We start from the raw sequence: 22,682 nt of genomic DNA on the forward strand, positions 1-22,682 counted from the left end.
ATCAATGGCCTCCCGTACGTCGGTTGCGCCGCGAAGACAAGCGGTCGATAAACAGATTGACGCCAATGGTCAGGGTGCCGATGGCCAGGGCTGGAATCACGATGGCCGGCGCGCCTTGGTTGAGGCCGCCAATGTTTTCCCGCACCAGCGAGCCCAGGTCGGCATCCGGCGGCTGCACACCCAGGCCGAGGAAGCTCATGCCGCTGAGCAGCAGGACGATGAAACCGAAACGCAGGCCCAGGTCGGTCAGCACCGGGTTGAGCATGTTCGGCAGGATTTCCACACAGGCGATGTACAGCCGGCGTTCGCCACGGGTGCGGGCCACTTGCACGTATTCCAGGGCCTCGATGTTCACCGCCATGCTGCGGGCGATACGAAACGCCCCCGGGGTGAAACTGAGCACCGCCGTGCAGATCAGCAGGGTCACCGACGAGCCGAACGCCGAGACCATGATCAGCGCGAGCATCTTGCTCGGGATTGAAATGAAGGCGTCCATCAGGCGGCTGATCAGCTCGTCCAGCCACTTCGGCGAAACCACCGACAGCAGCGCGCAACCGGTGCCCAGCCCACTGGCCAGTACTGCCGCCACCAACGCCAGGCCCACCGTGAAGCGCGCGCCCACGAGAATGCGGCTGAGCATGTCGCGACCCAAGTAATCGGTGCCCAACGGATACGTGGCGCTGAGGTTGTCGAAGACGTTGTCGGAGACCACTTCCCCCACCGGGTGCGGCGCCAGCCATGGCCCGAAGATCGCCACCAGCAACCAGATCACGCACATCGCGGCGCCGATCAGGCCGAGCCAGGGGGTTTTGCGCGACACGTTGCCCAAGGCCAGTTCGGGCGCCGCAGGCGGGGATTTCACAATGAGATTGTTCATTGGTTTCTCAGCCTCGGATTGGACAGGATCGCGCACAGGTCAGCCACCAGCACCAACACCAGGTACGCCGTACAAAACAGCATGGTGCAGGCCTGGACCAACGCCATGTCGCGGTTGGTCACGGCATCGACCATCAGGCTGGCGATGCCGGGATAGTTGAAGATCGTCTCGACGATCACCACCCCACCCAACAGGTAGGACAGGCTCAGGGCGATGGCATTGGCAATCGGCCCGATGGCATTGGGCAAGGCATGGCGCAGCACCACCCGCACCGGGCTCACGCCCTTGAGACGGGCCATTTCCACGTAGGGGCTGTCGAGTTGATCGATCACCGCCGCCCGGGTCATGCGCGCCATCTGCGCAACGATGACGCAGCACAGGGTCATCACCGGCAAGGCGTAGGTGCGCATGAATTGCAGCGGCGAAGTGATCTCGCTGGAATAGGACAGCGCCGAAAGCCAGCCCAGGTTCACCGCGAAAATCAGCACGGCAAGGGTGGCGACCAGGAACTCCGGCACCGCCACCATCGTCAGGGTGAAGAAGCTCAGGAAGCCGTCGATGCGCCCCCCTCGCCCCATCGCCGAGCCGATGCCCAGGATCAACGCCACCGGCACCGACACCAGCGCCGTGGCCGCCGCCAGCATCAGCGTGTTGGGGACCCGGCCAGCCATCAACTCGCTGACCGGCGTGGCGTTGGAGATCGACACGCCCATGTCACCGCTGAGCAGGCTCATCAACCAGTGCAGGTAGCGCAACACACCCGGTTGGTCCAGGCCCATCTTCACCCGCAGCGCCGCCACTTGCTCAGGCGTGGCGAACTGTCCAAGGGACTGTTGCGCCGCGTCTCCCGGCAACACCGCCGTAATGGCGAACACCACCATCGATACGATCAACAGGGTCACGACCGCAGCGCCCAGGCGCCGGCCGATCAACCAAAGTGTGTTGCTATTCATCGCCCTACCCCTTGTGCCATGTCACGCCGCCAGACCACACGCATCAAGCGTCAAGCCAGACTTGCTCAGCGAACATATAGCCCATGAAACCGCCCAGCGGGTTGGTGCCATAACCTTTGACGCGTTGGTCGACGCCATCGATGTTGCTGATGAACACCGGGATGCCGATGCCGCTGTGGTCATGCACCAGGGTCTGCATGTCGGCATACATCTGCCCGCGCTTGGCCTCATCGGTTTCACCGCGAGCCTGGATCAGCAACTGGTCGAACTGCGGGTTTTTCCAGCCGGATTCGTTCCACGGTGCCGTGGACTGGAAGAACTGCGAGAACAACATGTCGGCGTTAGGCCGCGGGTTGATGTTGCCGAAGCTCAGCGGGTGCTTGGCCCAGTGGTTGGACCAGTAGCCGTCGCTCGGCAGCCGATTGACGTTGAGCTTGAGCCCGGCCTCCTTGGCCGATTGCTGCAGCAGCACGGCAACGTCGACCGAACCGGTGGCGGCTGGCGAGCACATCACCGGCATGCTGATGCTTTCCATGCCGGCCTTCTTCAGCAGGAAACGAGCCTTCTCCGGATCGTAGGTCCGTTGCGGCAGGTCGGCGTTGTAGAAACGGGAGCCGGGTGCAATCGGGTGGTCGTTACCGACCCTGGCAAACCCACGGAAGATCGCCGACTTGACCTGTTCGCGGTCCAGCAGCAGTTTCATCGCCTCGGTGAACTCCGGGCTCTGGCCGGGCATCTGGTCCTGGCGAATGATCAGGTCGGTGTAGTTGCCCGACGGCGAGTCCACCACGCGATGGGTGGTGCTGTCCTTGATGCGCGTGGTCGAGCGCGGGTTGACCTCGTTGATGATCTGCACGTCGCCCGACAGCAACGCGTTGACCCGTGACGGCTCGTCACCGATGCCGATGAATTCGATTTCGTCCAGGTACGGCAGGCCAGGCTTCCAGTAGTTGGTATTGCGCGCACCGATGGAACGCACCCCAGGCTTGAATTCCTTGACCTTGAACGGACCGGTGCCGATGCCCTGGTTGAAGTCGCTGGTGCCCTCGGGGACGATCAACAGGTGGGACACGGCAAGGATCGACGGCAGCTCGGCATTCGGGCCGCTCAGGCGGATCTGCACTTCATGGGTGCCGGTGGCCTTGACCTCGGCAAACTGCTCGGCCAGCGGCAAGACCTTGGAACCGGTGATCGGGTCTTTGTGACGCATCAGGGAAAACACCACGTCGGCGGCGGTGAGGCCCTTGCCGTTGTGGAAGGTCACTTCCTTGCGCAGGGTAATCACCCAGAGCGTGGCGTCGGTGGTGTCCATGCGTTCGGCCAGTTCCAGTTGCGGCACCATGTGGCTGTCGAAACGCGTCAGGCCGTTGTAGAACATGTAGTGACGCACGTAGTCCGTGGACGATGAGCCTTTGGCCGGGTCCAGGGTATCGGCGGTGGAACTGGAGATACCGGCGACCCGGATACGCCCGCCGGGCTTGCCTTTGCCGGGGGTTGCCGACTCATCGGCAAGCAGCTTGCCGGCGGCGCCGAACAGGCTGCCGGCACCCGCCGCGGCCACCCCGGCCAGCCCGAGCATCTGCAATGCATGGCGGCGCGACATGCCGCGGTTGAGCCCTTCGAAAACACGCAGACTTTCTGTACCGGTGATCAACTGGTCTTTGATGCCGTTTTTAGTGTCACTCATGTCAGTTCTACCTTTCGGAAAATGATAGGGCTCGATTACGTGCGTTAACGCAACGTGGTTGAAACGCCAAACAACGCGGTGAAACTCAGTGCAGGTAGTCCTGCAAGCGGTAATACGCGCCGACCAGCGGCAAAAACCAAGGCTTGCCGAAGTGCCCGGGAATGGCCGGCCAGTCCAGTTCGCGCCAAGGGTTGGCCTCGACCTTGCCGGCCATGACCTCGGCCATCACCTGCCCCATGTGCACCGACATCTGCACGCCGTGGCCGCTGTAGCCCATGGAGTGATAAACCCCGCCATGCTGGCCGGCCCGGGGCAGGCGATCGGAGGTCATGTCCACCAGGCCGCCCCAGCAATAGTCGATCCGAGTGTTCGCCAATTGCGGGAACATCTGCACCATCGCCGCTTGCAGCACCTTGCCGCTCTTGGCGTCGGACACGCTGTCGGACATGGCGAACCGCGCACGGCCGCCAAACAGCAGGCGGTTGTCCGGGGTCAGGCGAAAGTAGTTACCGATCATGCGGCTGGTGACATAGGAGCGCCGGGCCGGCAGCAAGCTGTCGATCAGCGCCTGGGGCAGGACCTCGGTGGCGATCACGAAACTGCCCACCGGCACGATCCGCCGCCGATACCAGCCCAGGCCACCCTGCTGACAGGTACCGGTCGCCAGCAGGATCTGCGAGGCTTGCAGCGCCCCTTTGCTGGTGTTGACTCGATAACCGCCGGCACTGGCCTTCCAGTCTTGCACCGCCACGCCCTGGAAGATCAACGCACCGTGACGGGCGGCCGCTTGCGCCAGGCCGACGCCGAAACGCCCGACATGCATCTGCACGCCATTGCGCTGCAGCAGGCCACCGTGAAACTGCGCCGAATTGACTTCCTCCCGCGTCTCCTGGGCCGAGAGCAGCTCGACCTCGGCATCGACTTCCTTGCGGATCAATTCACAGGTACGCGCCAACCCTTCGTAGTGCATCGGCTTGGCAGCCAGCTTGAGCTTGCCGTTGCGCTTGAGGTCGCAAGCAATCTGCTCTTGCTCCACCAGCGTCACGACGCTCTGCACGGCGCTTTCATAGGCTTGGTAATACGCCCGAGCCTTGTCGGCGCCGAGGCTGGCGGTGAGCGCCGCGTAGTCCTGGGCCACGCCGGTACTGCAATGCCCGCCGTTGCGCCCTGACGCCTCGCCAATCACCCTGCCCGCTTCCAGCACCGCCACGCTGGCCCCCTTCAAGGCCAGGGCCCGCGCCGCCGCCAGACCGGTGAAGCCGCCACCGACGATGGCGACATCGACCTGCCCGGGCAATCCGCCGAGCTGAGCACCGGTGAACGCCGGTGCGGTGTCGAGCCAATAGGACTCACTGCCCATGTCTAACCCCTTTCGCCTGCATGCGTGCGTCGAGACTCAGAGCCCGACCAGCGCGGGCAACCCGCCGATGTCCGGGATCTGGTGGTAGCCAAAGGCAGCGTTGGCCGGGTGTTCATGACCGCGGGCGACGAAGGCTTTGTGCTTGATCTTCATGTCGTGGGCCGACATCAGGTCGTAGCGGAAGCTCGACGACACATGCAGGACGTCTTCCGGTCCGCAGCCAAGGTTATCGAGCATGAATTCGAAGGCGGCCAGGCGCGGCTTGTAGGCCTGGGCCTGCTGGGCCGTGAAGACTTTATGGAAAGGTGCGCCGAGCTTGTCGACGTTGGACATGATCTGCTCGTCCATCGCGTTGGAAAAAATCACCAGGGGGATCTTGTCGGCGATTTTCGACAGGCCCGCCGGTACATCGGCGTGGGGGCCCCAGGTTGGCACGGCGTCGTAATAGAGCTGGCCTTCGCCACGATATTCGACGCCCCAACGCTTGCAGACCCGCATCAGGGAGGTCTTGATGATTTCATCATAGGGCCGCCAGTCCCCCATCACCTGGTCCAGGCGATAAGCGGAGAAATCCTTGACGAACTGGTCCATCTGCCCGGCATCGACACGGTCGGCGAACAGCTCGCGGGTCATGGTGCCCATCTGGAAATTGGTCAACGTGCCGTAGCAGTCGAAGGTGATGTACTTGGGTCGAAGAAAGCTCATGAGTGCGGTCCTGGATTGTTGTTGAAGGCTCGACGAGGCGAACGATGGCGCCTTTCGTGAGGCATCGGTGCAACGCTGCATCACGTTTTCATTACAACACCATGAGACCGTGGATAAATCGTTAAAAATACCGGCCGCTTGGTACAAACCACCGTTTTGCGGGGCTCGCTCAGCAGACTTTGCGGGATGCTCCAGGCGCGGGCGTCGCGCCGTGTTTCTTTGGGTTTGCGGGCAGTTATGGTGCGCCAAACGGCTCTGCAAAGAGTTGTTTTCGGCAGAATCTACGCTTGGCGCAGCAGCTTCAGCATCCGCGGTGAATGGGCTGGCGTCATCGCGAGCAGGCTCGCTCCCACAGGGGGGTGGTGGTGGACACAGGTTCAAGGAACGCCGCCGATCCATTGTGGGAGCGAGCTTGCTCGCGAAAGCGGTGGGTCTGCTTGCAGGTGTGGTGAATGGGCTGGCGTCATCGCGAGCAAGCTCGCTCCCACAGGAGGGTTGGTGGTGGACACAGGTCCGAGGAACGCCGCCGATCCATTGTGGGAGCGAGCTTGCTCGCGATGGCGGTGGGTCGGTAGGAGCAGTGGCCCATTCAGACCTTCAGTTCGGCCTCCAGGAAACCCACCAACGCCTGCACCCGCGCGCTACGCAGTTTGCGCGAGGGCACCAGGAGGTTGATTGGGGCGCTGTCGAATTGCCAATCGGCGAGCACCCGTACCAGGCGGCCGTCGGCGATGGCTTTGCTGACGTCCCATTGCGAGCGCAGCACCAGCCCCAGGCCCTGTTCGGCCCAGCGTCGGGCCACGCTGCCATCGTTGCTCAACAACGCAGGCTTGATCCGCAGGGTCTTGCGCCCGTGCGCATTGCGCAGGTGCCACAGGGTGACATCTTCATCGTTTTCACGAATACAGATGCAGCGATGCTCGGCGAGTTGCTCCGGCGCTAGCGGTGTGCCGTTCTGCTCCAGGTAAGCGGGACTCGCGCACAGCCATCGGTCATTTTGCGTGAGGGGCCGGGCGACCCACTGGCTGTCGCTCAGGTGACCGATGTGAATCACCGCATCGCTGTCATGACGGTCAGGCCAGGGCGTTTCCCGTAGATCCAGATGCAGGCACAGCTGCGGATGCAACCTGGCAAAACGGGCCAGCAGCGGCGCGAGGCGTTGACGTCCATAGCCGAACGGTGCCGCCAGCCTGAGGGTGCCTGCCAGTTGATCGTCTTGCTGCCTGAACGATTCGGGAAGCGCTTCCAGCTGTTCCAGCAACAGCGCACTCTGGCGCGAGAAACGCTCGCCGTCGGCGGTCAGGCTCAGCCGCCGGGCGTCGCGATTGGCCAAGGTCAGGCCCAGGAGTGTCTCCAATTTGCGCAAGCGCATGGACAGCGCCGGTGGCGAGACATTGAGGGCCCTGGCAGCTGCGCTCAACGATTCGCAGCGTGCCAGCGTCACGGCCATGCGCAGGTCTTCGAGGCTGATCATTCAGTTCAACTTAATGATTGATGACAGCGCATTGAACCACGGCTTTACGATGACTGAGTAGAGTCGAGCCTGTCTTTCACCCGCGAGCCTCGTTCATGCCAGTCTCAATTGCTTCCCTCGATACCCCGGTCGCGCTCATCGATGTACCGCGGATGCAGCGCAATATCCAACGCATGCAACACCGCATGGACGCCTTGGGGGTGCGTTTGCGCCCGCACATCAAGACCAGCAAATGCCTGCCGGTGGTTCAGGCGCAGCTTGCAGCAGGCGCCAGCGCCATCACCGTGTCGACCCTCAAGGAAGCCGAGCATTGCTTCGCCGCCGGCATCCGCGACATCTTTTATGCCGTGTCCATGGCGCCCGGCAAACTGGCCCAGGCCCTGACGCTGCGGCGCAAGGGCTGTCGCTTGAGCATCTTGACCGACAGCCTGGCGGCGACGCAGGCCATCGTCGATTTCGGCAGGCAGCACGACGAACGTTTCGAGGTCTGGATCGAGATCGATTGCGATGGTCATCGCTCCGGCGTGCGCGTTGAAGACGATGCACTTGTCGACATCGCCCGGCGACTCAGCGAAGGCGACATGCAGCTTTGCGGCGTCATGACCCACGCCGGGTCCAGCTACGAGCTCGACACACCCCAAGCGCTGCAAGCCTTGGCCGAACAAGAACGCCATCTCTGCGTCAGCGCCGCCCAACGCATCCGTGCAGACGGGCTGGCCTGCCCCGAGGTCAGCATCGGCTCCACACCCACGGCACTTTCGGCGCAAAGCCTGGAAGGCGTCACTGAAGTGCGCGCCGGCGTCTATGTGTTCTTCGACCTGGTGATGCACAACATCGGTGTTTGCCAGGCGGATGAGCTGGCCCTGAGCGTGCTGACCACCGTGATCGGCCATCAGCCGGACAAAGGCTGGATCATCACCGATGCCGGCTGGATGGCCATGAGTCGTGATCGGGGTACACAGCGCCAGCAGCGGGATTTCGGCTATGGGCAAGTGTGCAGCGAAGCCGGCGACTGGATCGAGGGCGCCCTGCTCTCCAGCGCCAACCAGGAGCACGGCATCGTCACCCTTTCCAGCCCCGGGGACATCGATATCACCGAGCGGTTTCCCATCGGCAGTCGCCTGCGCATCCTGCCCAACCACGCCTGCGCCACCGGTGCGCAATTCCCTGATTACCGCGCCTGCGATGCCTCGGGCGCGGTGCACACCTGGAGTCGTCTGCATGGCTGGTGAAATCGAGTTGATTCACACAACCCAGGCGGCCGCTGCGGGTGGACATTACGCCCAGGCGGTCTTGCACCAGGGCGTCTTGTACGTGTCCGGGCAACTGCCGGTACGCGCCGATGGCAGCCACAGCGTCGACCAACCGTTCGAAGTGCAAGCCGCCATCGTCCTGGACAACCTGATGGCGATTCTCGGCGCGGCGGGCCGCAGCCCCAGCGACCTGTTGAAAGTGACGGTCTATGTCGCCGGCATCGAACACTGGCCGGCTTTCGACCGGATCTACGCCCGCTATCTCGGCGAACACCGGCCTGCGCGCGCGGTGGTGCCCGTCCCGGCCTTGCACCATGGGTACCTGATCGAAATCGAAGCGCTGGCCCGTGCGCGCCCCTTCCCAACGGTATAGATAAACCTGTGGCGAGGGAGCTTGCTCCCGCTTGAGTGCGAAGCGCTCAGCGCTTTTTTGGGGCCGCTGCGCGACCCAGCGGGAGCAAGCTCCCTCGCCACAGGGGGGGTTGGGCCAGGTCTTGTATTGCAATTGAACCGCTGTCGAGGATTTTCGAGGGAATATCATGAAGCCAGAAAAAAGCGACGTCTTGATTATCGGCGGCGGCATCATGGGGTCGGCGTCGGCGTTTTTCCTGCGCCAGCGTGGGCACTCGGTGACCCTGCTGGAACGCGACCTGATCGGCCAATACGCCAGTGGCGTGAATTTCGGCAACGTGCGGCGCCAAGGGCGATTCCTCGGCCAACTGGAGTTGTCGAATCGCTCGTACGGGTTGTGGAAACGGCTCCCCGAGTTGATCGGCGATGACCTGGAGTTCATCCCCAGCGGCCATATGCGCGTCTGTTATCGCGAGGACGAAATCGCCGAGCTTGAAGCCTACGCCGCCGCCCCCGAAGCCCGCGAATTGGACTTGCAAATCATCACCGGCAAGGCGTTGCACGCACGTTTCCCGTTCCTCGGCGCGCAGGTCAAGGGCGGCTCGTACGCCCCTCACGACGGCCACGCCAACCCACGCCTGGCCGCCCCGGCATTTGCCCGCGCGGCGACACGGGCCGGGGCCAGCATCCGCGAGCGAACAGAGGTCGCCGCGGTACAAAAGGTGAATGACCAATTCCACGTGACCACCACCGACGGCCAGCTATTCATTGCAGAGCAACTGCTGATCACGGCGGGGGCGTGGGGGGCGAAGCTGTCCGAACAATTCGACGAAGCGGTACCGTTGGAAGCCAATGGCCCACAGATGTCGGTCACCGAACCTGTGCCCTACGCCTTGCCGACCGTGATCGGCGTGTTCACCAAGATAAAGGAAGAGGTGATTTATTTCCGGCAGATCCCCCGAGGCAACCTCATCATCGGCGGCGGCAACCGCTGCAAACCGGACATGATCAACCGTCGCGCCTACTTCAAGCCCGAGAGCCTGCTCAACCAGATGCAGCAGATGAGCCGCCTGCTGCCCGGGGTGGCGAACCTCAACATCATCCGGGTGTGGAGCGGCATCGAAAGCTATACGCCAGACTCGCTGCCGATCATGGGCCCAAGCGGCAAGGTCAAGGGCTTGTTCTATGCCTTTGGGTTCTGCGGGCATGGCTTCCAGCTCGGCCCCGGCGTCGGCGACGTCATGGCCGAGCTGATCAGCACCGGCAGCACTGGCACCCTGATCAGCCCTTTTGATATTCGCAGGTTTACCGAACCGACCGCCCTGACAATGCCTCAGATGAGCACGCCTGGCACTGGCAGACTCATTTGATACAAGCGACTGGGCGTCCTTTTTGCCCTGGACGGATGCTGCCACTTTTTTCGCGAAGTTAACCCGGCAGATACAGCAGATTCTTCTTTGCCAGGCTTGAGAACGGCATATCCCATCCGGGCCGCTTTGTTAGTTTATCGAGAAGATAACGGCTTCAGGATCTGTCGCCGGCAGTGCTATCACCGCTCTATGGGAGCCCGTTGGATGACCACCCCTTTTTTGAACACCCCGCCTACGTCCCAGCAGTTCTATATCAACGGTGACTGGCAGTCTCCGGCATACCCGGCCACGCTGCCCGTGGTCAATCCCGCCACCGAGCAAGTCATTGCCGAGGTCGCCCGAGGGTCCGGCGAAGACGTTGACCGCGCCGTCGCCGCGGCTCGCGCAGCATTTCCCGACTGGTCGGCGACCCCGGTGGAAGCACGCGTGGCGATCCTGGGAAAGATCCATGCGCTGATCCTTGAACGCAAAGAAGAACTGGCCCAGGCGCTCTCGCTGGAGATGGGCGCGGCCATCGGCTTCGCACGGGCCATGCAAGTGCCGCTCGCCGCCGAACACGTTCGGGTGGCCCGCGATGTGCTGTCCACTTACACCTTCCAGAAGATTGAGCATGGCACGGCCATTCAACGCGAACCCATTGGCGTGTGCGGCCTCATTACGCCGTGGAACTGGCCGCTGTATCAAATCACCGCCAAAGTCGCCCCGGCGATTGCCGCCGGTTGCACGGTGGTGTTGAAACCCAGCGAACTGTCGCCCCTGAGCGCTCTTCTCTTCGCACAATTGGTGCATGACGCAGGCCTGCCTGCCGGCGTCTTCAACCTGGTGAACGGCAGCGGTGCCGAGGTCGGCGCGGCCATGGCGGCGCATCCCGACATCGACCTGATCTCCATCACCGGCTCGAACCGCGCCGGCGCACTGGTGGCCCAGGCCGCCGCCCCTACGGTCAAGCGCGTTACCCAAGAGTTGGGCGGCAAGTCCCCGAACGTGCTGTTGCCCGACGCCGACTTCGCCAAGGCCGTGCCGCCGGGCGTGATGTCGGCATTTCGCAATGTCGGCCAATCGTGCAGCGCACCGACCCGAATGATCGTGCCAAGGAACCGCCTGGCGGAAGTCGAGGCATTGGCTGCCGCCACCGCCAACGCGATCATCGTGGGCGATCCACAATTGGAAGCAACCGTGCTCGGTCCCATCGCCAACGAGGCCCAGTTCAATCGCGTGCAAGCCATGATCGAAGTGGGCATGAATGAAGGTGCCAAGCTTGTCTGCGGTGGCCCAGGGCGCCCGGAGGGCCTTGAACAAGGCTTCTACACCCGCCCCACGGTTTTCTCGCAGGTCGACAGCGCCATGCGCATCGCCCAGGAAGAAATCTTCGGCCCGGTGCTGTGCATCATTGCCTATGACACGGTGGATGAAGCCGTCGCCATCGCCAACGACACCGTCTATGGGCTGGGCGCGCATGTCCAGGGCCAGGACCTTGAGCTTGCGCGCGCCGTTGCGTCGCGTATCCGCGCAGGGCAAGTGCTGCTGAACTACCCGGCGTGGAACCCGATGGCACCGTTCGGTGGCTACAAGCGTTCGGGCAATGGCCGTGAGTATGGGGTTCACGGGTTTGAGGAGTATCTGGAGATCAAGGCGATTGTCGGCTTCGAATGACCGCCCTACTCCTCGGTCCGCCCGGTGCCCTCGCGATCGTGCGCGTAATGTCGAGTGAACGGAAACGCCGGCAGCCAGGCCTCACGGCGCACGGTCCAGCTTTCGTAGGTGGGCATCAGTTGATCGGGGGCGTCCAGCGTGCCGAGGTGCACTTCTATTTCGTCACCCGAGCGGGCGAACAGCGACGAGCCGCAGCGGGGACAGAAAAAGCGTCCGGCGTAGTCCCGTGCTTCACCTTCGATCGTCACGGCATCCTGAGGAAACACGGCGGCAGCGTAGAAGAGCGCGCCGTGATGTTTGCGACAGTCGAGGCAGTGACAGAGGCCTACGCGATACGGACGGCCTGAGGCTTGGATACGAACGTTGCCGCACAGGCATCCGCCGGTGAATCGGTCCATGGTGGGGCTCCTCTGTCGTTGAGCGATCGAGATACAACCTTCGACCGCTTCTACCTGTTTCTGGTTTAACTCATTCAACCCACCATCGGCACCGCAATCAGCAATATCGCCGTCCCATGGGTAGCGGTCGATGCCACGACGCCGTAGCGCATACAAATGAGCCCGCAGGCCAGGCCCTCTATCAGCGTAAACAGCAACACGGGCCAACCGAGTTGGGTAACGCTCAAGGCGAGAAAAGCATGCAACGCAGAAAACGCCACGGCACTGATCAGCGCTGCTCGCAGGGCGCTGACATGCAGTTCGAGGTAACCCTGCAAGAAGCCACGAAACAGCACTTCTTCCAGCGCGTTAGCGCCATAGGCCAGCACCGCCATGCCGAGTAGCCAGGGCCAATAACCTGGAATCACCGTTTCAGCCCCTTGATAAAGCCGCAACGGCAAACCGATCAGGCAGCCCACGGCGATGCCCAGGACCAGGCCAACCAGTCGATTGCCTTTGAATAGCACCACCAGTTGCCACAAGTCTGGCAACAGGCGCGCGCTCAACGCGACCAACAGCAGCGACGAAACACCCAACATCGCCAGCACGAACGGGTTGGCCAGAAAACCAATCTGCAGATCGCCGTTCAGGGACCACATGTGCAAGGGCGTCATGGCGTCGCGCATCAACACGAATGCCAATAGCACAATCACGATACGCAACGCTGTCTGGGTCTTGGGCGTCAACGCGAACCAGAGGCCGAAGAGTGCCAGGCCCGGCAGCAGATACAGGGTGTAGTCCAGCAGTACAACCAGTCCTTCGGCGATCATTGCGCTCTTCCCTTGGCGTCAACCGGCGCATGTTGCGCCATCAGTTCCACGACCCAATCGATGAACACCCGCAACTTGGCGCTGATGTGCCGGTTCGGGGGATAGGCCACATACAGCGGCATCGGCTCGAGGTGCCAGTCTTCGAACAGCGGCACCAACCCGCCCTGCGCCTCATGAGGCCTGGACATGTACTTGGGCAGCCAGAGCACGCCCAGCCCAGCCAAACCGGCCGCGAGGTAGGCGTTGCCGTCGTCGATGGCCAGCGCGTAGCGCCCTTTGACGTGAAGCAGCTCACCGTCACGGCGCATGGCGTAGGGCAAGGATTTGCCGGTGCGGGCCCACAGGAAACCCACGGTGCGGTGGTGCGAGCCTTCCAATTCTCGCGGATGCGCGGGCAGGCCAAATCGTGCCAGGTAACTCGGGGCGGCGAAAACGCCGAGGGCGAGATCGCCAACGCGTCGGGCGACCAGCGACTGATCCCTCAACTCACCGCCGCGCACCACGCAATCGACGTTTTCATCGAGCATGTCGACGATGCGATCACTGACGCCCATGTCGATCTGGATGTCCGGGTATCGCGCGTAGAACGTTGGCAAGGCCGGTATCAGGATCATCGAAGCCAGCGGGCTCGGCACGTCCACCCGCAGTCGCCCGCGAGGTAACGCCTGGGCGCCGGACACGCTGGTCTCGGCATCGTCCATGTCGGCCAGCAGCCGGATCACCCGCTCGTAATAAACCGCGCCGTCGGCGGTGACGTTGACCTTGCGCGTGGTGCGGTTGAGCAGTTTGACCCGCAACCGTGCTTCGAGCTGCTGCACCAGTTGGGTCACGGTGGTCTTGCTCATGTGCAGGGTTTCAGCCGCCTTGGTGAAGCTGCCCGCCTCCACGACTCGAACGAACGCTTGCATCGCATCAAAACGATCCATTTGTGCCTCGGCTGTCGATCCGATTGTTTGGATTCTACAAACAGTGATCGCCAAGGTTGCTCGTTTATCGCCAGGACACAAGCCCCTAGAGTGAGTTCATCGTTTGGAACCCACTCTTTGATGGAGGTACTCATGACACAGCGCGACGTGGTTTTCCCGCCTGGACGCCAGGCACTCTATGAGCGCAATCGCTATTCGCCGGCGATTCGGTCCAATGGTTTTCTGTTCGTCTCGGGACAGGTTGGTAGCACCGAAAACGGTTCGCCAGAGCCCGACCTGGAAGCTCAGGTTCGGCTGGCGTTCAACAACCTGAAGGCGATTCTTGCTGCCGCCGATTGCAGTTTTGATGATGTGGTGGACGTCACGGTGTTCATGGTCGACCCCGAATCGATCTTCGAACGGGTCTGGAGCGTCGTGCCCGAGTTCTGGGGCAACGCACCGCATCCGACGCTGACGGCGGTGGGCGTGACATGGCTGTATGGGTTTCAGTTCGAGATCAAGGTGATTGCCAAGTTGCCTGAAACCACCCTATAGGTCAGCTTGCATCAATGTGGCTGTGCCGCCGCCATCGCGAGCAGGCTCGCTCCCACAGGGGGACCTGTGCTGGTCGGGAATTCGAAGTCACCACAAATCAAATGTGGGAGCGAGCTTGCTCGCGATGGCGCCGGATCAGCTTGCATCAATGTGGCTGTGCCGCCGTCATCGCGAGCAAGCTCGCTCCCACAGGGGAATGATGGTGGTGATTCGCCGGCTAGCCTTTTACCGCGGCCTCAATCGCGGCAATGTCGATCTTGGTCATCGTCATCATGGCCTCGAAGGCACGCTTGGCGGCGGCTTTGTCGGCACTGGCGACCGCTTCAAGCAACACGCGAGGACTGATCTGCCACGACAACCCCCACTTGTCCTTGCACCAGCCGCAGACGCTCGCCTCGCCGCCGTTGTCGATGATCGCGTTCCACAAACGGTCTGTTTCGGCCTGGTCTTCAGTTGCGATCTGAAATGAAAAAGCCTCGCTGTGCTTGAACGCCGACCCGCCGTTGAGGCCGACGCAAGGGATGCCGATCACCGTGAATTCCACGGTGATCACGTCGCCCTGCTTGCCCGACGGATAATCGCCCGGGGCATGATGAATAGCGCTCACCGCACTGTCAGGAAAGGTTTTTGCGTAGAACTCCGCCGCTTCCTGGGCGTTGCCGTCGTACCAGAGGCAGATCCTGTTTTTATTGTTCATTCCGGTTCTCCGAAAGGGACTGGACGATAAAGTCTAGCAGCCCCTCCGAAAGTTACAGATGACCGGCCCTCAGGTGAACAGATCAACCCCCAACTGGAACGCAACCCACAATGCCAGGCCTGTGGCAAACATCAACGCGATGTTCTCGAACAGGTTATTGCGGTTTTCCTTGCCCAGCAGGGACTTCTGGTTGGACATGATCAGCAGGCCCAGGGAAATCACCGGCAAGCCGATGATGTTCAGCGCATTGACGCCGATGGTCAACGTGACGAAGTCCGGCATGCCCGGGAGCGACCAGATCAATGGTGTCACGAGGATGAACAGCATGAACCATTTGTGCATCGGGTCACGGTGGAACTCTTTGCCGTAACGCTCCCGGCGCTCGGGCCGTACGTGCTGGAAGGCGTCGGTGATGAGCATCGGAAACGCCGTGGTCTTGCCGGAGATGCTGGCGAACAGCGTGGCAAACACACCGATAAAGAACACGTACCAACCGATCGAACCGAAGAATATTTCCAGGGCCTTGCCCAAATCGCCCAGGGTTTTGACCTCGATACCGTTGGGTCGCAGGATTTCCGCACCGACGATCCAGATGGCCAGGTTGATGATGATCCCGACAAACACCGCAAACAGCAGGTCGTTACGCTGGATACGCTTGTGTTCTGGCCCCACCCAGCCCTTCTGGCGCATGACATACGGATGAACGAAGTTGGCGATGGAACCGGCCACCGCACCGATCACCGAGACGGCCACCAGCAACGCGCCGTGCACCCCTTCATCGGGCGGGATACTGAAGCCGATGGTGCCTCTGACGATGCCGGCGACATCCGGGCCGGACATCACCGCCAGGGCCAGGAACGCCAGCGTCATGATCGCCAGCAGCCCTTTCATCACGCCTTCGATCATCGAATAGATATTGCGCCCGACGAGCATCCACACCGCCAACACCACTGCCACCGAACACAGCAATGGATAGTCGACCTTGAGCAACATGGCCAAGGCTTCGCCAGCCCCCTTGATCATGTAGGCGTTCATCAGGTGCCCCATGAGCAACGCATACACCAACAGGAACCAGGCGAAAAACGGATTGAGCTGGGCATAACCTTGCAGGATGGTCATGCCCTGGTTATTGCAGAGCTGGAAGCGCGCGATGATGTTGACGATCAGGTAACGCAGCAGCAGAGAGACCGCCAGTACCCACATCATCGCGTAGCCATAATTCGCGCCGGCCACGGATGAAGTGATCAAATCGCCGGCACCCAGCCAGGAAAGGACCGCGATGATGCCGGGGCCGAGAAGCTTGAGCAGGCGTACGAAACGGCCTTGCGTGGACGCCGCAGCCTGGCCTTCAGCGGAAGGAATGCTCGTCATGGATGGAATCTCCGTTATTTTTTTTGTGAGAAACGGCCACAGTCGAACATATTAGATACGACGTCGTACAACCATTATTAATGCGTAATTATGTAGAAATGTTTCATGGCATCCGCTCTCAAGATGCCGTTGTAGTCCAGGAGCAAATTGCCACTAACCCCTCACCTGTTCGCCGTTATCGACCATCCAGCGCACCATCCGCGCCAACGGCACCCGATGCTGCTGGATGGCGCACCAACTGACGTGCTCATGGCGATACAACTCGACATAACGGTTGAGCAGCACATGGCGACCGTCCTCGGCCAAGCGCAATTCAACTTCACGACAGTGCAATACATCCGGCTCGAACGAGCGCATTCGCCGATGCAGGACCAACACCTCGCTACTCATCAGCAGCGGCTCCGTCCTGGCATTGCGGATGGTCCTGCACCACCGCCCCCAACTTCCCTTGCGCGACAAAATCAGCACGCTGCTGCGCCGTTGCATCGCGTAGCGCCGCGTAGTAATCCGCTTGGGTCTGCAACTGGTCGGTCAGTGGCAATGCCTCGGCACGGCCATCGACAACGCCGCCGACGGTGTTGATCGTACCCAGGGTGTCGACGGTGCTGCTGTTGTCGCCGAACGGGTCGACGGCAAAACTCAGCACTTTGCCCGTCGCGTCCCTCAGGTTGGCGCTGCCCAGCAACGGCAGTTCCACGATAGGTCCGGGGGCGACGTTCCAGACGCCGAAGGTCTGGCCGAAATCGGCCTTGTGGCGCTCGATGCCCAGCTTGCCCGAGACGTCGATCAGCCCGACGATGCCCGCCGTGGTGTTGATGACGAACCGCCCCAGTGTGTTGACCGAACGCTGGGCATTGCCTTGCAGCAGGTCGTTGATGAACACCTTGGGCTCACCGAAGTTCGCCACGAAGTTGTGGACGCCAGCCTGGAACATCTCCGGCAACTTGAGATAACCACGGGCCACTGGGGCCAGCGCGTAGTCATCCACGGTTCGGTTGAAGGCGAAGATGCCACGATTGACCGGTTGTGCGGGATCGTGAACGGTATAGGCCGCGCTTTCACACGACCCCGGCGTTGCCGCCGGCGTGCTGGAGCAACCGCTGGCGAGTGCCGCCAGTACAACCACGACGGTGGATCGAACAAACAACGGGGCGGGTTTGGTGATCGGCATACAGGGTGATCTCGGCGAGGAATGGAGGCGATACCGATCAGCTAACGAAACGGTGCCGGACACAGCTCTTGTGAAGAGGAGGACGCTTGCTGTGGGAGCAAGGCTTGCCCGCGATGCAGGCGACGCGAACTTTCAAATATCGAGGCGCCTGTTTCGCGAGCAAGCTTTGCTCCCACAGAAATCCCCTCGCCACAGGTTTTGTGCAGGGCTGACTCGTTTTCAACTGACTGACATCGAGGGCCATCCTGCCGCCGTTTTTTTGCCCGCAGATTTCCAGAATATTGCCCGAGCGCAACTTTATTGCCGGATTGAAATATATGACGCAGGCCCTGGATTGACCCTAGTATCGCCTCCTGTATTCATTACCCTGCGTGCCCACCGTGAGCCATTTATTACTGGTGGACGATGACCTCGAAGTCCTCGCCCTCTTGCGCAAGTTCCTCGAACAACATGGCTACAGCGTGGATGTCGCCGCCGACGGCAACGCCTTGTGGCAGGCGGTGGAACGGCGGGTGCCGGACCTCATCATCCTCGACGTCATGCTGCCGGGCGACAACGGCCTGGTGCTCTGCCAGCGACTGCGGGCCGAGCACACGGTCGGCATCATCATGCTCACCGCCATGGGCGAATTGAGTGATCGCGTCGTCGGCCTGGAGCTGGGGGCGGACGATTACCTGACCAAGCCCTTCGACGCCCGGGAGCTGTTGGCCCGGGTGCGTGCCGTGCTGCGGCGCACCGGTGAAGCCAGGGACACGCTGAACGACGCCTCCCGACCAATCCTGGAGTTCGAGAACTGGCAACTGGACGTTACCCGGCGCGAACTGCGCTCACCGGACAAGGTCATGATCCCGTTGTCGGCCGGAGAGTTCGAACTGCTGCTGGTGTTCGCCGAACACTCGCGCCGGGTGCTGACGCGCCAGCAGTTGCTGGACCTGGCCCGCGGCGAAACCTTCGAAGCGTTTGACCGCAGCATCGATGTCCAGGTCAGCCGCCTGCGGCGCAAGTTGGAGACCGACATCACCGGTACGTCGATGATCCGTACCGTGCGCAACAGCGGCTACCTGTTCAGCCCACACGTGGTGAAGCGATGAAACCCTCGCGCTCGCGCGCTCAGCGCCCACGGGACACGGTAGCGCGCTGGATCGCCCTGACCACCATGATCGCCATGCTGACCTTGTTGGCCCTCAATGAGCTGTTCAGCCTGCTGGCCGGTGCCTGGGCGCGCCCTCCCCTGATGGAAACCGGCCTGATGGAAAAGGCCACCGCCATCACCCGCATCATTGACTCTGTCGCCCCCGAACAACGCCCCGCGATTGCCAAGGCCGCCAGCGACCAGGCATTCAACGCACAATGGCTGCAACGGCATGAAGACGCGCGGTTGCCGGTGATCGACAAGCCGGAGTTCAGTGAAGGTTCGGTGTTACTGCGCCAGCAGTTGGGCCGGCCGGACGCCAGGATCGAAGCCTACGAACCGAACGATTGGCCAGCCGATCAACCCGACGCACGCTACGCGGCGATCATCGAATTGGCCGACCATTCGTGGGTAATTTTCTCTGTGCCCTCGCGCAGTTGGGGGCTGGAGGAATGGGCGCGCAACGGGATCATCATCGCCCTGATCCTGCTCTCGACGTTGATCGTCGCGCTGATCGCCACACGGCACCTGGCCGCCCCGCTGGAACGTTTTGCCGAAGGCGCCCGGCGCTTCGGCGTCGACCACCAGGCGCCACCGATTCCGGTCATCGGCCCCCACGAAATCCGCCAGGCGATCCTCGCTTTCAATGCCATGCAGGCCCAGCTCAAGCATTTTCTACAGGACCGCACGCAGATGCTCGCCGCCATCTCCCATGACTTGCGCGGGCCGCTCACCCGCATGCGCCTGCGCGGGGAGTTCATCGAGGATGCCGAACAACAATCGCGCTTGTTCAGGGACGTGGACGAAATGCAGGTGATGGTCAACTCAGCCCTGGAGTTCTTCCGCGACGATGCCCGCCTTGAACACGCCACCGCGTTCGACCTGGCTGAGTTGCTGCACACCATCGTCGATGACCTCAAGGACGCCGGCACCGAGGTCGAGTTCGAAGGTGCCCAGCGCTTGGTTTATGTCGGACGTCCCATTGGCATCAAGCGCGCCTTGGTCAACCTGATCGACAACGCGATCAAATATGGCGGCGCGCCCACTGTTCGACTCGAGGCCGACGCCAATCGTGTGGACATTTGCATTCTGGATCGCGGACCCGGCATCGCCGCGCAACACCTTGAGCAGGTCTTCACGCCGTTCTTTCGCATCGAAGGCTCTCGCAACAAGCACACCGGCGGCGTCGGGCTGGGCCTGTCGGCGGCCCGGGCGACGGTGCTGGAACATGGCGGCACGCTGACCCTGAGGAATCGACGCGGTGGCGGGTTGGAGGCCAGGGTCTCGCTGCCGCTTGACTGAAGCCTCGATGTATCGATCAGCTCTAAACAATCAGCGCCTTCCTCGGTAGGATGTCCGGCCTTTGCGACCTGGACCCTGCCCCCAGGAAGGCGCTCTTGTTTGTATCGCCCGACTCAATGCCATCGTTCGCGCATTGTAGGAGCTGCCGAGCGAAGCGAGGCTGCGATCTTTTGATCTTTCGCTTGAGATTCAAGTGCCTGGGGAAAGATCGCAGCCTCGCTTCGCTCGGCAGCTCCTACAGCGCCCCCTAGCGGGAGCAAGCTTCCTCGACAGACAGGAATCGACGGAGCCAAACCAAGGAATTCACCGATGATTCTTATCATTTATGCGCACCCCTACCCCGACAAATCGCGGGTCAACCAGCAGATGCTCAAGCGAGTGTCGACCAACCCGGACGTGGTCATGCGTTCGCTCTATGATCTTTACCCCAACTTCGATATCGACGTCGAGGCGGAACAGCGAGCGGTGGAACAAGCAGAGCTGGTCGTCCTCCAGCACCCGATGTACTGGTACAGCACGCCGCCCCTGTTGAAACTGTGGATCGATAAGGTGTTCACCCACGGCTGGGCCTACGGTAAAGACGCCGTCGCCCTCAAAGGCAAGCGCTTGTTGTGGGCTGTCACCACCGGTGGCGATCACGCGCATTTTGCGATCGGCGACTACCCCGATTTTTCGGCGCTGGCCCAACCTCTCCACGCCACGGCCATTTACTGCGGCATGCGCTGGCTGGAACCGGTGGTCGTGCATGGCGCCTATGCCGCCGACCCTGAGGCCCAACACGCACAAATCGAACACTATGGCGCTCGCCTGGCCGCCTGGAAGGAAGATTGAAATGGAGACGCACAGCCTGATTGAAATGCTGATCTACCTGGCCTCGGCGACGTTGATCGTGCCGATTGCCGTTCGGTTTGGCCTGGGCCCGGTGTTGGGTTACCTGCTGGCCGGGTGCATCATCGGCCCATGGGGGCTGAAGCTGATTACCGATGTGAAGGCCATTCTGGAATTCGCTGAAATCGGCGTGGTGCTGATGCTGTTCATCATCGGCCTTGAGCTCGACCCCAAGCGGCTCTGGGCCCTGCGCAAGATGGTGTTCGGTGGCGGTGCCCTGCAGATGCTCGCCTGTGGCGCTGCCATTGGCTTGTTCTGCACGGCCCTTGGCCTGAACTGGACGGCAGCGCTGCTGGTCGGCCTGACCCTGAGCCTGTCCTCCACGGCCATCGCCATGCAGGCCATGAGCGAACGCAACCTGACCGCCACCGCCGTCGGCCGCAGCAGCTTTGCCGTGCTGCTGTTCCAGGACATCGCGGCGATTCCGCTGGTGGCGATGATTCCGTTGTTGTCGGCCCACGGCGACACGCCTTCGGGCACGGCGCTGTTGCTATCGATTGGCAAAATCGTCGCCGCCATCGCCATCGTCGTGCTGTTGGGACGCTACGTGACGCGACCGCTGCTGCGCTTCGCAGCGCGGTCAGGCTTGCGCGAGATTTTCAGTGCCGTCGCACTTTTCCTGGTGTTCGGCTTCGGCTTCCTGTTGGAAGAAGCCGGCTTGTCGATGGCCATGGGCGCGTTCCTCGCCGGGGTCCTGCTGGCCAGCTCCGAATACCGCCATGCGCTGGAAAGCGACATTGAACCGTTCAAAGGCCTGCTGTTGGGTCTGTTCTTCATCGGTGTCGGCATGTCGATTGATTTCGGCACCCTGATCAACGCACCGCTGAAAGTCATCACCCTGACCCTGGGTTTCATCCTGATCAAGCTGCTGGTGATCAAGATGGCAGGCCGGTTCCTCAACGTCCCCGCCGGTCAGCGCTCCTGGCAGGCGGTGTTGCTGGGCCAGGGCAGCGAATTCGCCTTCGTGGTGTTTGGCGCGGCGACCGTGGCCGGCATCTTGACCGATCAATGGGGCAAGAGCCTGACCCTGGCGGTGGCCCTGTCCATGTGCCTGACGCCCTTGCTGATCGTGTTGCTGGATCGGTTCGAGTCCGTCGCCAAGAAAAACAAACGCGAATCCGACCTCGTCGACCAGCAGAATCCACGGGTGATCATCGCCGGGTTCGGGCGTTTCGGGCAGATCGCCGGACGGCTGTTGATGTCTTGCGGCGTCGAGGTGGTGGTATTGGATCACGACCCGGACAACATCGAGACGCTGCGTAAATTCGGCGTGAAAGTCTTTTATGGCGATGCCACGCGCCTCGATCTGCTGCACGCAGCCGGCGCGGCCCAAGCGGTGGTGCTGATCAATGCGATCGACGATCGGGAAGACAACCTGGCGCTGACCCGGCTGGCCCAGGAGCACTTCCCCGCGTTGCAGTTGATCGTGCGGGCGCGGGACATGGGGCACCTCATCACCCTTCGGCAGATGGGCGTGGAGGCGGCTGAACGGGAAACCTTCGAGAGTGCGCTGTCATTGGGTCGCAGTGCGCTGGAACACATGGGCGTCGGGGCTTACGAAGCGCGCGAGCGGGCGGATCAGTTCCGCCGGCTGAACCTCAAGATGCTGGAGGAAATCGTCGCCCAGCCGGAAGATGACCTCAAGTTCCGCCACGATGCCTACCGGCGCGCCAATGCGCTGCTCACGGACATGTTCAACGAAGACCGTGCCCGCCCCGTCGACAACTGGCAGGAACACCATCGCAACGAAACGGAAAAGACGCCCGGTTGA

General features: G+C 61.9%; 22 protein-coding genes. 9 read left to right on the forward strand and 13 right to left on the reverse strand.

What is annotated here, in order from left to right:
- Nucleotide 1 precedes the first annotated feature (1 nt).
- The 6 genes from AB4Z20_RS08970 to AB4Z20_RS08995 form a co-directional block, all read right to left on the reverse strand.
- Nucleotides 2-877, reverse strand: coding sequence for an ABC transporter permease (locus AB4Z20_RS08970; RefSeq protein WP_442089752.1), 876 nt, complete (start codon nucleotides 875-877; stop codon nucleotides 2-4).
- On the reverse strand, nucleotides 874-1,830 hold the full coding sequence (locus AB4Z20_RS08975; protein WP_003203201.1) for an ABC transporter permease: 957 nt from the start codon (nucleotides 1,828-1,830) through the stop codon (nucleotides 874-876). The genes AB4Z20_RS08970 and AB4Z20_RS08975 overlap by 4 nt, the downstream gene beginning before the upstream one ends.
- Nucleotides 1,831-1,873: 43 nt before the next feature.
- Complete coding sequence (locus AB4Z20_RS08980) at nucleotides 1,874-3,517, reverse strand: ABC transporter substrate-binding protein (protein WP_442089753.1); 1,644 nt, start codon at nucleotides 3,515-3,517, stop codon at nucleotides 1,874-1,876.
- An 85-nt stretch (nucleotides 3,518-3,602) separates the two neighbouring features.
- The gene (locus tag AB4Z20_RS08985) at nucleotides 3,603-4,877 is read right to left on the reverse strand and encodes an NAD(P)/FAD-dependent oxidoreductase (protein ID WP_442089754.1); all 1,275 of its coding nucleotides are present in this window, start codon (nucleotides 4,875-4,877) and stop codon (nucleotides 3,603-3,605) included.
- A gap of 36 nt (nucleotides 4,878-4,913) precedes the next feature.
- Entirely contained in the window at nucleotides 4,914-5,582 is a 669-nt protein-coding gene (locus tag AB4Z20_RS08990) for a haloacid dehalogenase type II (protein WP_003203206.1), read from the reverse strand.
- Between the two features lie 589 nt (nucleotides 5,583-6,171).
- The gene (locus AB4Z20_RS08995) at nucleotides 6,172-7,056 is read right to left on the reverse strand and encodes a LysR family transcriptional regulator (protein ID WP_442089755.1); all 885 of its coding nucleotides are present in this window, start codon (nucleotides 7,054-7,056) and stop codon (nucleotides 6,172-6,174) included.
- A 95-nt stretch (nucleotides 7,057-7,151) separates the two neighbouring features.
- Here AB4Z20_RS08995 and AB4Z20_RS09000 point away from each other — a divergent pair, with 95 nt between their 5' ends.
- The 4 genes from AB4Z20_RS09000 (at nucleotide 7,152) to AB4Z20_RS09015 (ending at nucleotide 11,683) form a co-directional block, all read left to right on the forward strand.
- On the forward strand, nucleotides 7,152-8,288 hold the full coding sequence (locus AB4Z20_RS09000; protein ID WP_442089756.1) for a DSD1 family PLP-dependent enzyme: 1,137 nt from the start codon (nucleotides 7,152-7,154) through the stop codon (nucleotides 8,286-8,288).
- Complete coding sequence (locus AB4Z20_RS09005; RefSeq protein ID WP_258688720.1) at nucleotides 8,278-8,682, forward strand: RidA family protein; 405 nt, start codon at nucleotides 8,278-8,280, stop codon at nucleotides 8,680-8,682. The genes AB4Z20_RS09000 and AB4Z20_RS09005 overlap by 11 nt, the downstream gene beginning before the upstream one ends.
- 166 nt (nucleotides 8,683-8,848) lie before the next feature.
- A complete protein-coding gene (locus AB4Z20_RS09010; RefSeq protein WP_258688721.1) occupies nucleotides 8,849-10,030 on the forward strand; it encodes an NAD(P)/FAD-dependent oxidoreductase in 1,182 nt (393 codons plus the stop codon).
- Nucleotides 10,031-10,234: 204 nt separating this feature from the next.
- Nucleotides 10,235-11,683 carry an aldehyde dehydrogenase family protein gene (locus tag AB4Z20_RS09015; protein ID WP_442089757.1) on the forward strand — a complete coding sequence of 483 codons (1,449 nt, stop codon included), beginning with the start codon at nucleotides 10,235-10,237 and terminating at the stop codon, nucleotides 11,681-11,683.
- Between the two features lie 5 nt (nucleotides 11,684-11,688).
- Here the strand turns inward: AB4Z20_RS09015 and AB4Z20_RS09020 are convergent, their stop codons facing one another.
- From AB4Z20_RS09020 to AB4Z20_RS09030, 3 genes are all read right to left on the reverse strand, one after another.
- The gene (locus tag AB4Z20_RS09020; RefSeq protein WP_442089758.1) at nucleotides 11,689-12,081 is read right to left on the reverse strand and encodes a GFA family protein; all 393 of its coding nucleotides are present in this window, start codon (nucleotides 12,079-12,081) and stop codon (nucleotides 11,689-11,691) included.
- 74 nt (nucleotides 12,082-12,155) lie between these two features.
- A complete protein-coding gene (locus AB4Z20_RS09025) occupies nucleotides 12,156-12,890 on the reverse strand; it encodes a CPBP family intramembrane glutamic endopeptidase (RefSeq protein ID WP_253476135.1) in 735 nt (244 codons plus the stop codon).
- Nucleotides 12,887-13,816: a LysR family transcriptional regulator gene (locus tag AB4Z20_RS09030; protein WP_253476137.1), complete on the reverse strand. Its 930-nt coding sequence runs from the start codon at nucleotides 13,814-13,816 to the stop codon at nucleotides 12,887-12,889. The genes AB4Z20_RS09025 and AB4Z20_RS09030 overlap by 4 nt, the downstream gene beginning before the upstream one ends.
- 132 nt (nucleotides 13,817-13,948) lie before the next feature.
- Here AB4Z20_RS09030 and AB4Z20_RS09035 point away from each other — a divergent pair, with 132 nt between their 5' ends.
- Entirely contained in the window at nucleotides 13,949-14,350 is a 402-nt protein-coding gene (locus tag AB4Z20_RS09035) for a RidA family protein (RefSeq protein WP_253476139.1), read from the forward strand.
- Between the two features lie 217 nt (nucleotides 14,351-14,567).
- On the opposite strand, the gene AB4Z20_RS09040 is transcribed toward AB4Z20_RS09035, so the two are convergent.
- The 4 genes from AB4Z20_RS09040 to AB4Z20_RS09055 all read right to left on the reverse strand — a co-directional run bounded on the left by AB4Z20_RS09040 (nucleotide 14,568) and on the right by AB4Z20_RS09055 (nucleotide 17,589).
- The gene (locus tag AB4Z20_RS09040; protein ID WP_253476141.1) at nucleotides 14,568-15,047 is read right to left on the reverse strand and encodes a VOC family protein; all 480 of its coding nucleotides are present in this window, start codon (nucleotides 15,045-15,047) and stop codon (nucleotides 14,568-14,570) included.
- A gap of 69 nt (nucleotides 15,048-15,116) precedes the next feature.
- Nucleotides 15,117-16,418 carry an Nramp family divalent metal transporter gene (locus AB4Z20_RS09045; protein ID WP_442089759.1) on the reverse strand — a complete coding sequence of 434 codons (1,302 nt, stop codon included), beginning with the start codon at nucleotides 16,416-16,418 and terminating at the stop codon, nucleotides 15,117-15,119.
- A 153-nt stretch (nucleotides 16,419-16,571) separates the two neighbouring features.
- Complete coding sequence (locus AB4Z20_RS09050; RefSeq protein WP_253476145.1) at nucleotides 16,572-16,808, reverse strand: hypothetical protein; 237 nt, start codon at nucleotides 16,806-16,808, stop codon at nucleotides 16,572-16,574.
- On the reverse strand, nucleotides 16,801-17,589 hold the full coding sequence (locus AB4Z20_RS09055; protein WP_442089760.1) for an MlaA family lipoprotein: 789 nt from the start codon (nucleotides 17,587-17,589) through the stop codon (nucleotides 16,801-16,803). Before AB4Z20_RS09055 ends, AB4Z20_RS09050 begins: the two co-directional genes overlap by 8 nt.
- Nucleotides 17,590-17,969: 380 nt before the next feature.
- Here AB4Z20_RS09055 and AB4Z20_RS09060 point away from each other — a divergent pair, with 380 nt between their 5' ends.
- The 4 genes from AB4Z20_RS09060 to kefC all read left to right on the forward strand — a co-directional run bounded on the left by AB4Z20_RS09060 (nucleotide 17,970) and on the right by kefC (nucleotide 22,682).
- Nucleotides 17,970-18,680: a response regulator gene (locus AB4Z20_RS09060; RefSeq protein ID WP_253476149.1), complete on the forward strand. Its 711-nt coding sequence runs from the start codon at nucleotides 17,970-17,972 to the stop codon at nucleotides 18,678-18,680.
- Nucleotides 18,677-20,023: a sensor histidine kinase gene (locus tag AB4Z20_RS09065; RefSeq protein WP_442089761.1), complete on the forward strand. Its 1,347-nt coding sequence runs from the start codon at nucleotides 18,677-18,679 to the stop codon at nucleotides 20,021-20,023. The genes AB4Z20_RS09060 and AB4Z20_RS09065 overlap by 4 nt, the downstream gene beginning before the upstream one ends.
- A gap of 309 nt (nucleotides 20,024-20,332) precedes the next feature.
- Nucleotides 20,333-20,854, forward strand: a complete 522-nt coding sequence (gene kefF / locus AB4Z20_RS09070) for a glutathione-regulated potassium-efflux system oxidoreductase KefF (protein ID WP_253476153.1) — start codon at nucleotides 20,333-20,335, stop codon at nucleotides 20,852-20,854.
- 1 nt (nucleotide 20,855) lies between these two features.
- A complete protein-coding gene (gene kefC, locus AB4Z20_RS09075; RefSeq protein ID WP_253476155.1) occupies nucleotides 20,856-22,682 on the forward strand; it encodes a glutathione-regulated potassium-efflux system protein KefC in 1,827 nt (608 codons plus the stop codon).

The sequence above is a fragment of the Pseudomonas sp. KB_12 genome (genome assembly GCF_052114545.1).
Lineage (GTDB): Bacteria > Pseudomonadota > Gammaproteobacteria > Pseudomonadales > Pseudomonadaceae > Aquipseudomonas > Aquipseudomonas brassicacearum.

Coding starts and splice junctions, on each gene's coding strand:
- AB4Z20_RS09045 (WP_442089759.1), bottom strand. CDS start 16,418: ATGACGAGCATTCCTTCCGCTGAAGGCCAGGCTGCGGCGTCCACGCAA.
- AB4Z20_RS08975 (WP_003203201.1), bottom strand. CDS start 1,830: ATGAATAGCAACACACTTTGGTTGATCGGCCGGCGCCTGGGCGCTGCG.
- AB4Z20_RS09020 (WP_442089758.1), bottom strand. CDS start 12,081: ATGGACCGATTCACCGGCGGATGCCTGTGCGGCAACGTTCGTATCCAA.
- kefF (WP_253476153.1), top strand. CDS start 20,333: ATGATTCTTATCATTTATGCGCACCCCTACCCCGACAAATCGCGGGTC.
- AB4Z20_RS08995 (WP_442089755.1), bottom strand. CDS start 7,056: ATGATCAGCCTCGAAGACCTGCGCATGGCCGTGACGCTGGCACGCTGC.
- AB4Z20_RS08970 (WP_442089752.1), bottom strand. CDS start 877: ATGAACAATCTCATTGTGAAATCCCCGCCTGCGGCGCCCGAACTGGCC.
- AB4Z20_RS09050 (WP_253476145.1), bottom strand. CDS start 16,808: ATGAGTAGCGAGGTGTTGGTCCTGCATCGGCGAATGCGCTCGTTCGAG.
- AB4Z20_RS09000 (WP_442089756.1), top strand. CDS start 7,152: ATGCCAGTCTCAATTGCTTCCCTCGATACCCCGGTCGCGCTCATCGAT.
- AB4Z20_RS09040 (WP_253476141.1), bottom strand. CDS start 15,047: ATGAACAATAAAAACAGGATCTGCCTCTGGTACGACGGCAACGCCCAG.
- AB4Z20_RS09065 (WP_442089761.1), top strand. CDS start 18,677: ATGAAACCCTCGCGCTCGCGCGCTCAGCGCCCACGGGACACGGTAGCG.
- AB4Z20_RS09055 (WP_442089760.1), bottom strand. CDS start 17,589: ATGCCGATCACCAAACCCGCCCCGTTGTTTGTTCGATCCACCGTCGTG.
- AB4Z20_RS08990 (WP_003203206.1), bottom strand. CDS start 5,582: ATGAGCTTTCTTCGACCCAAGTACATCACCTTCGACTGCTACGGCACG.
- AB4Z20_RS08980 (WP_442089753.1), bottom strand. CDS start 3,517: ATGAGTGACACTAAAAACGGCATCAAAGACCAGTTGATCACCGGTACA.
- AB4Z20_RS09010 (WP_258688721.1), top strand. CDS start 8,849: ATGAAGCCAGAAAAAAGCGACGTCTTGATTATCGGCGGCGGCATCATG.
- AB4Z20_RS09035 (WP_253476139.1), top strand. CDS start 13,949: ATGACACAGCGCGACGTGGTTTTCCCGCCTGGACGCCAGGCACTCTAT.
- AB4Z20_RS09025 (WP_253476135.1), bottom strand. CDS start 12,890: ATGATCGCCGAAGGACTGGTTGTACTGCTGGACTACACCCTGTATCTG.
- AB4Z20_RS09030 (WP_253476137.1), bottom strand. CDS start 13,816: ATGGATCGTTTTGATGCGATGCAAGCGTTCGTTCGAGTCGTGGAGGCG.
- kefC (WP_253476155.1), top strand. CDS start 20,856: ATGGAGACGCACAGCCTGATTGAAATGCTGATCTACCTGGCCTCGGCG.
- AB4Z20_RS08985 (WP_442089754.1), bottom strand. CDS start 4,877: ATGGGCAGTGAGTCCTATTGGCTCGACACCGCACCGGCGTTCACCGGT.
- AB4Z20_RS09005 (WP_258688720.1), top strand. CDS start 8,278: ATGGCTGGTGAAATCGAGTTGATTCACACAACCCAGGCGGCCGCTGCG.
- AB4Z20_RS09015 (WP_442089757.1), top strand. CDS start 10,235: ATGACCACCCCTTTTTTGAACACCCCGCCTACGTCCCAGCAGTTCTAT.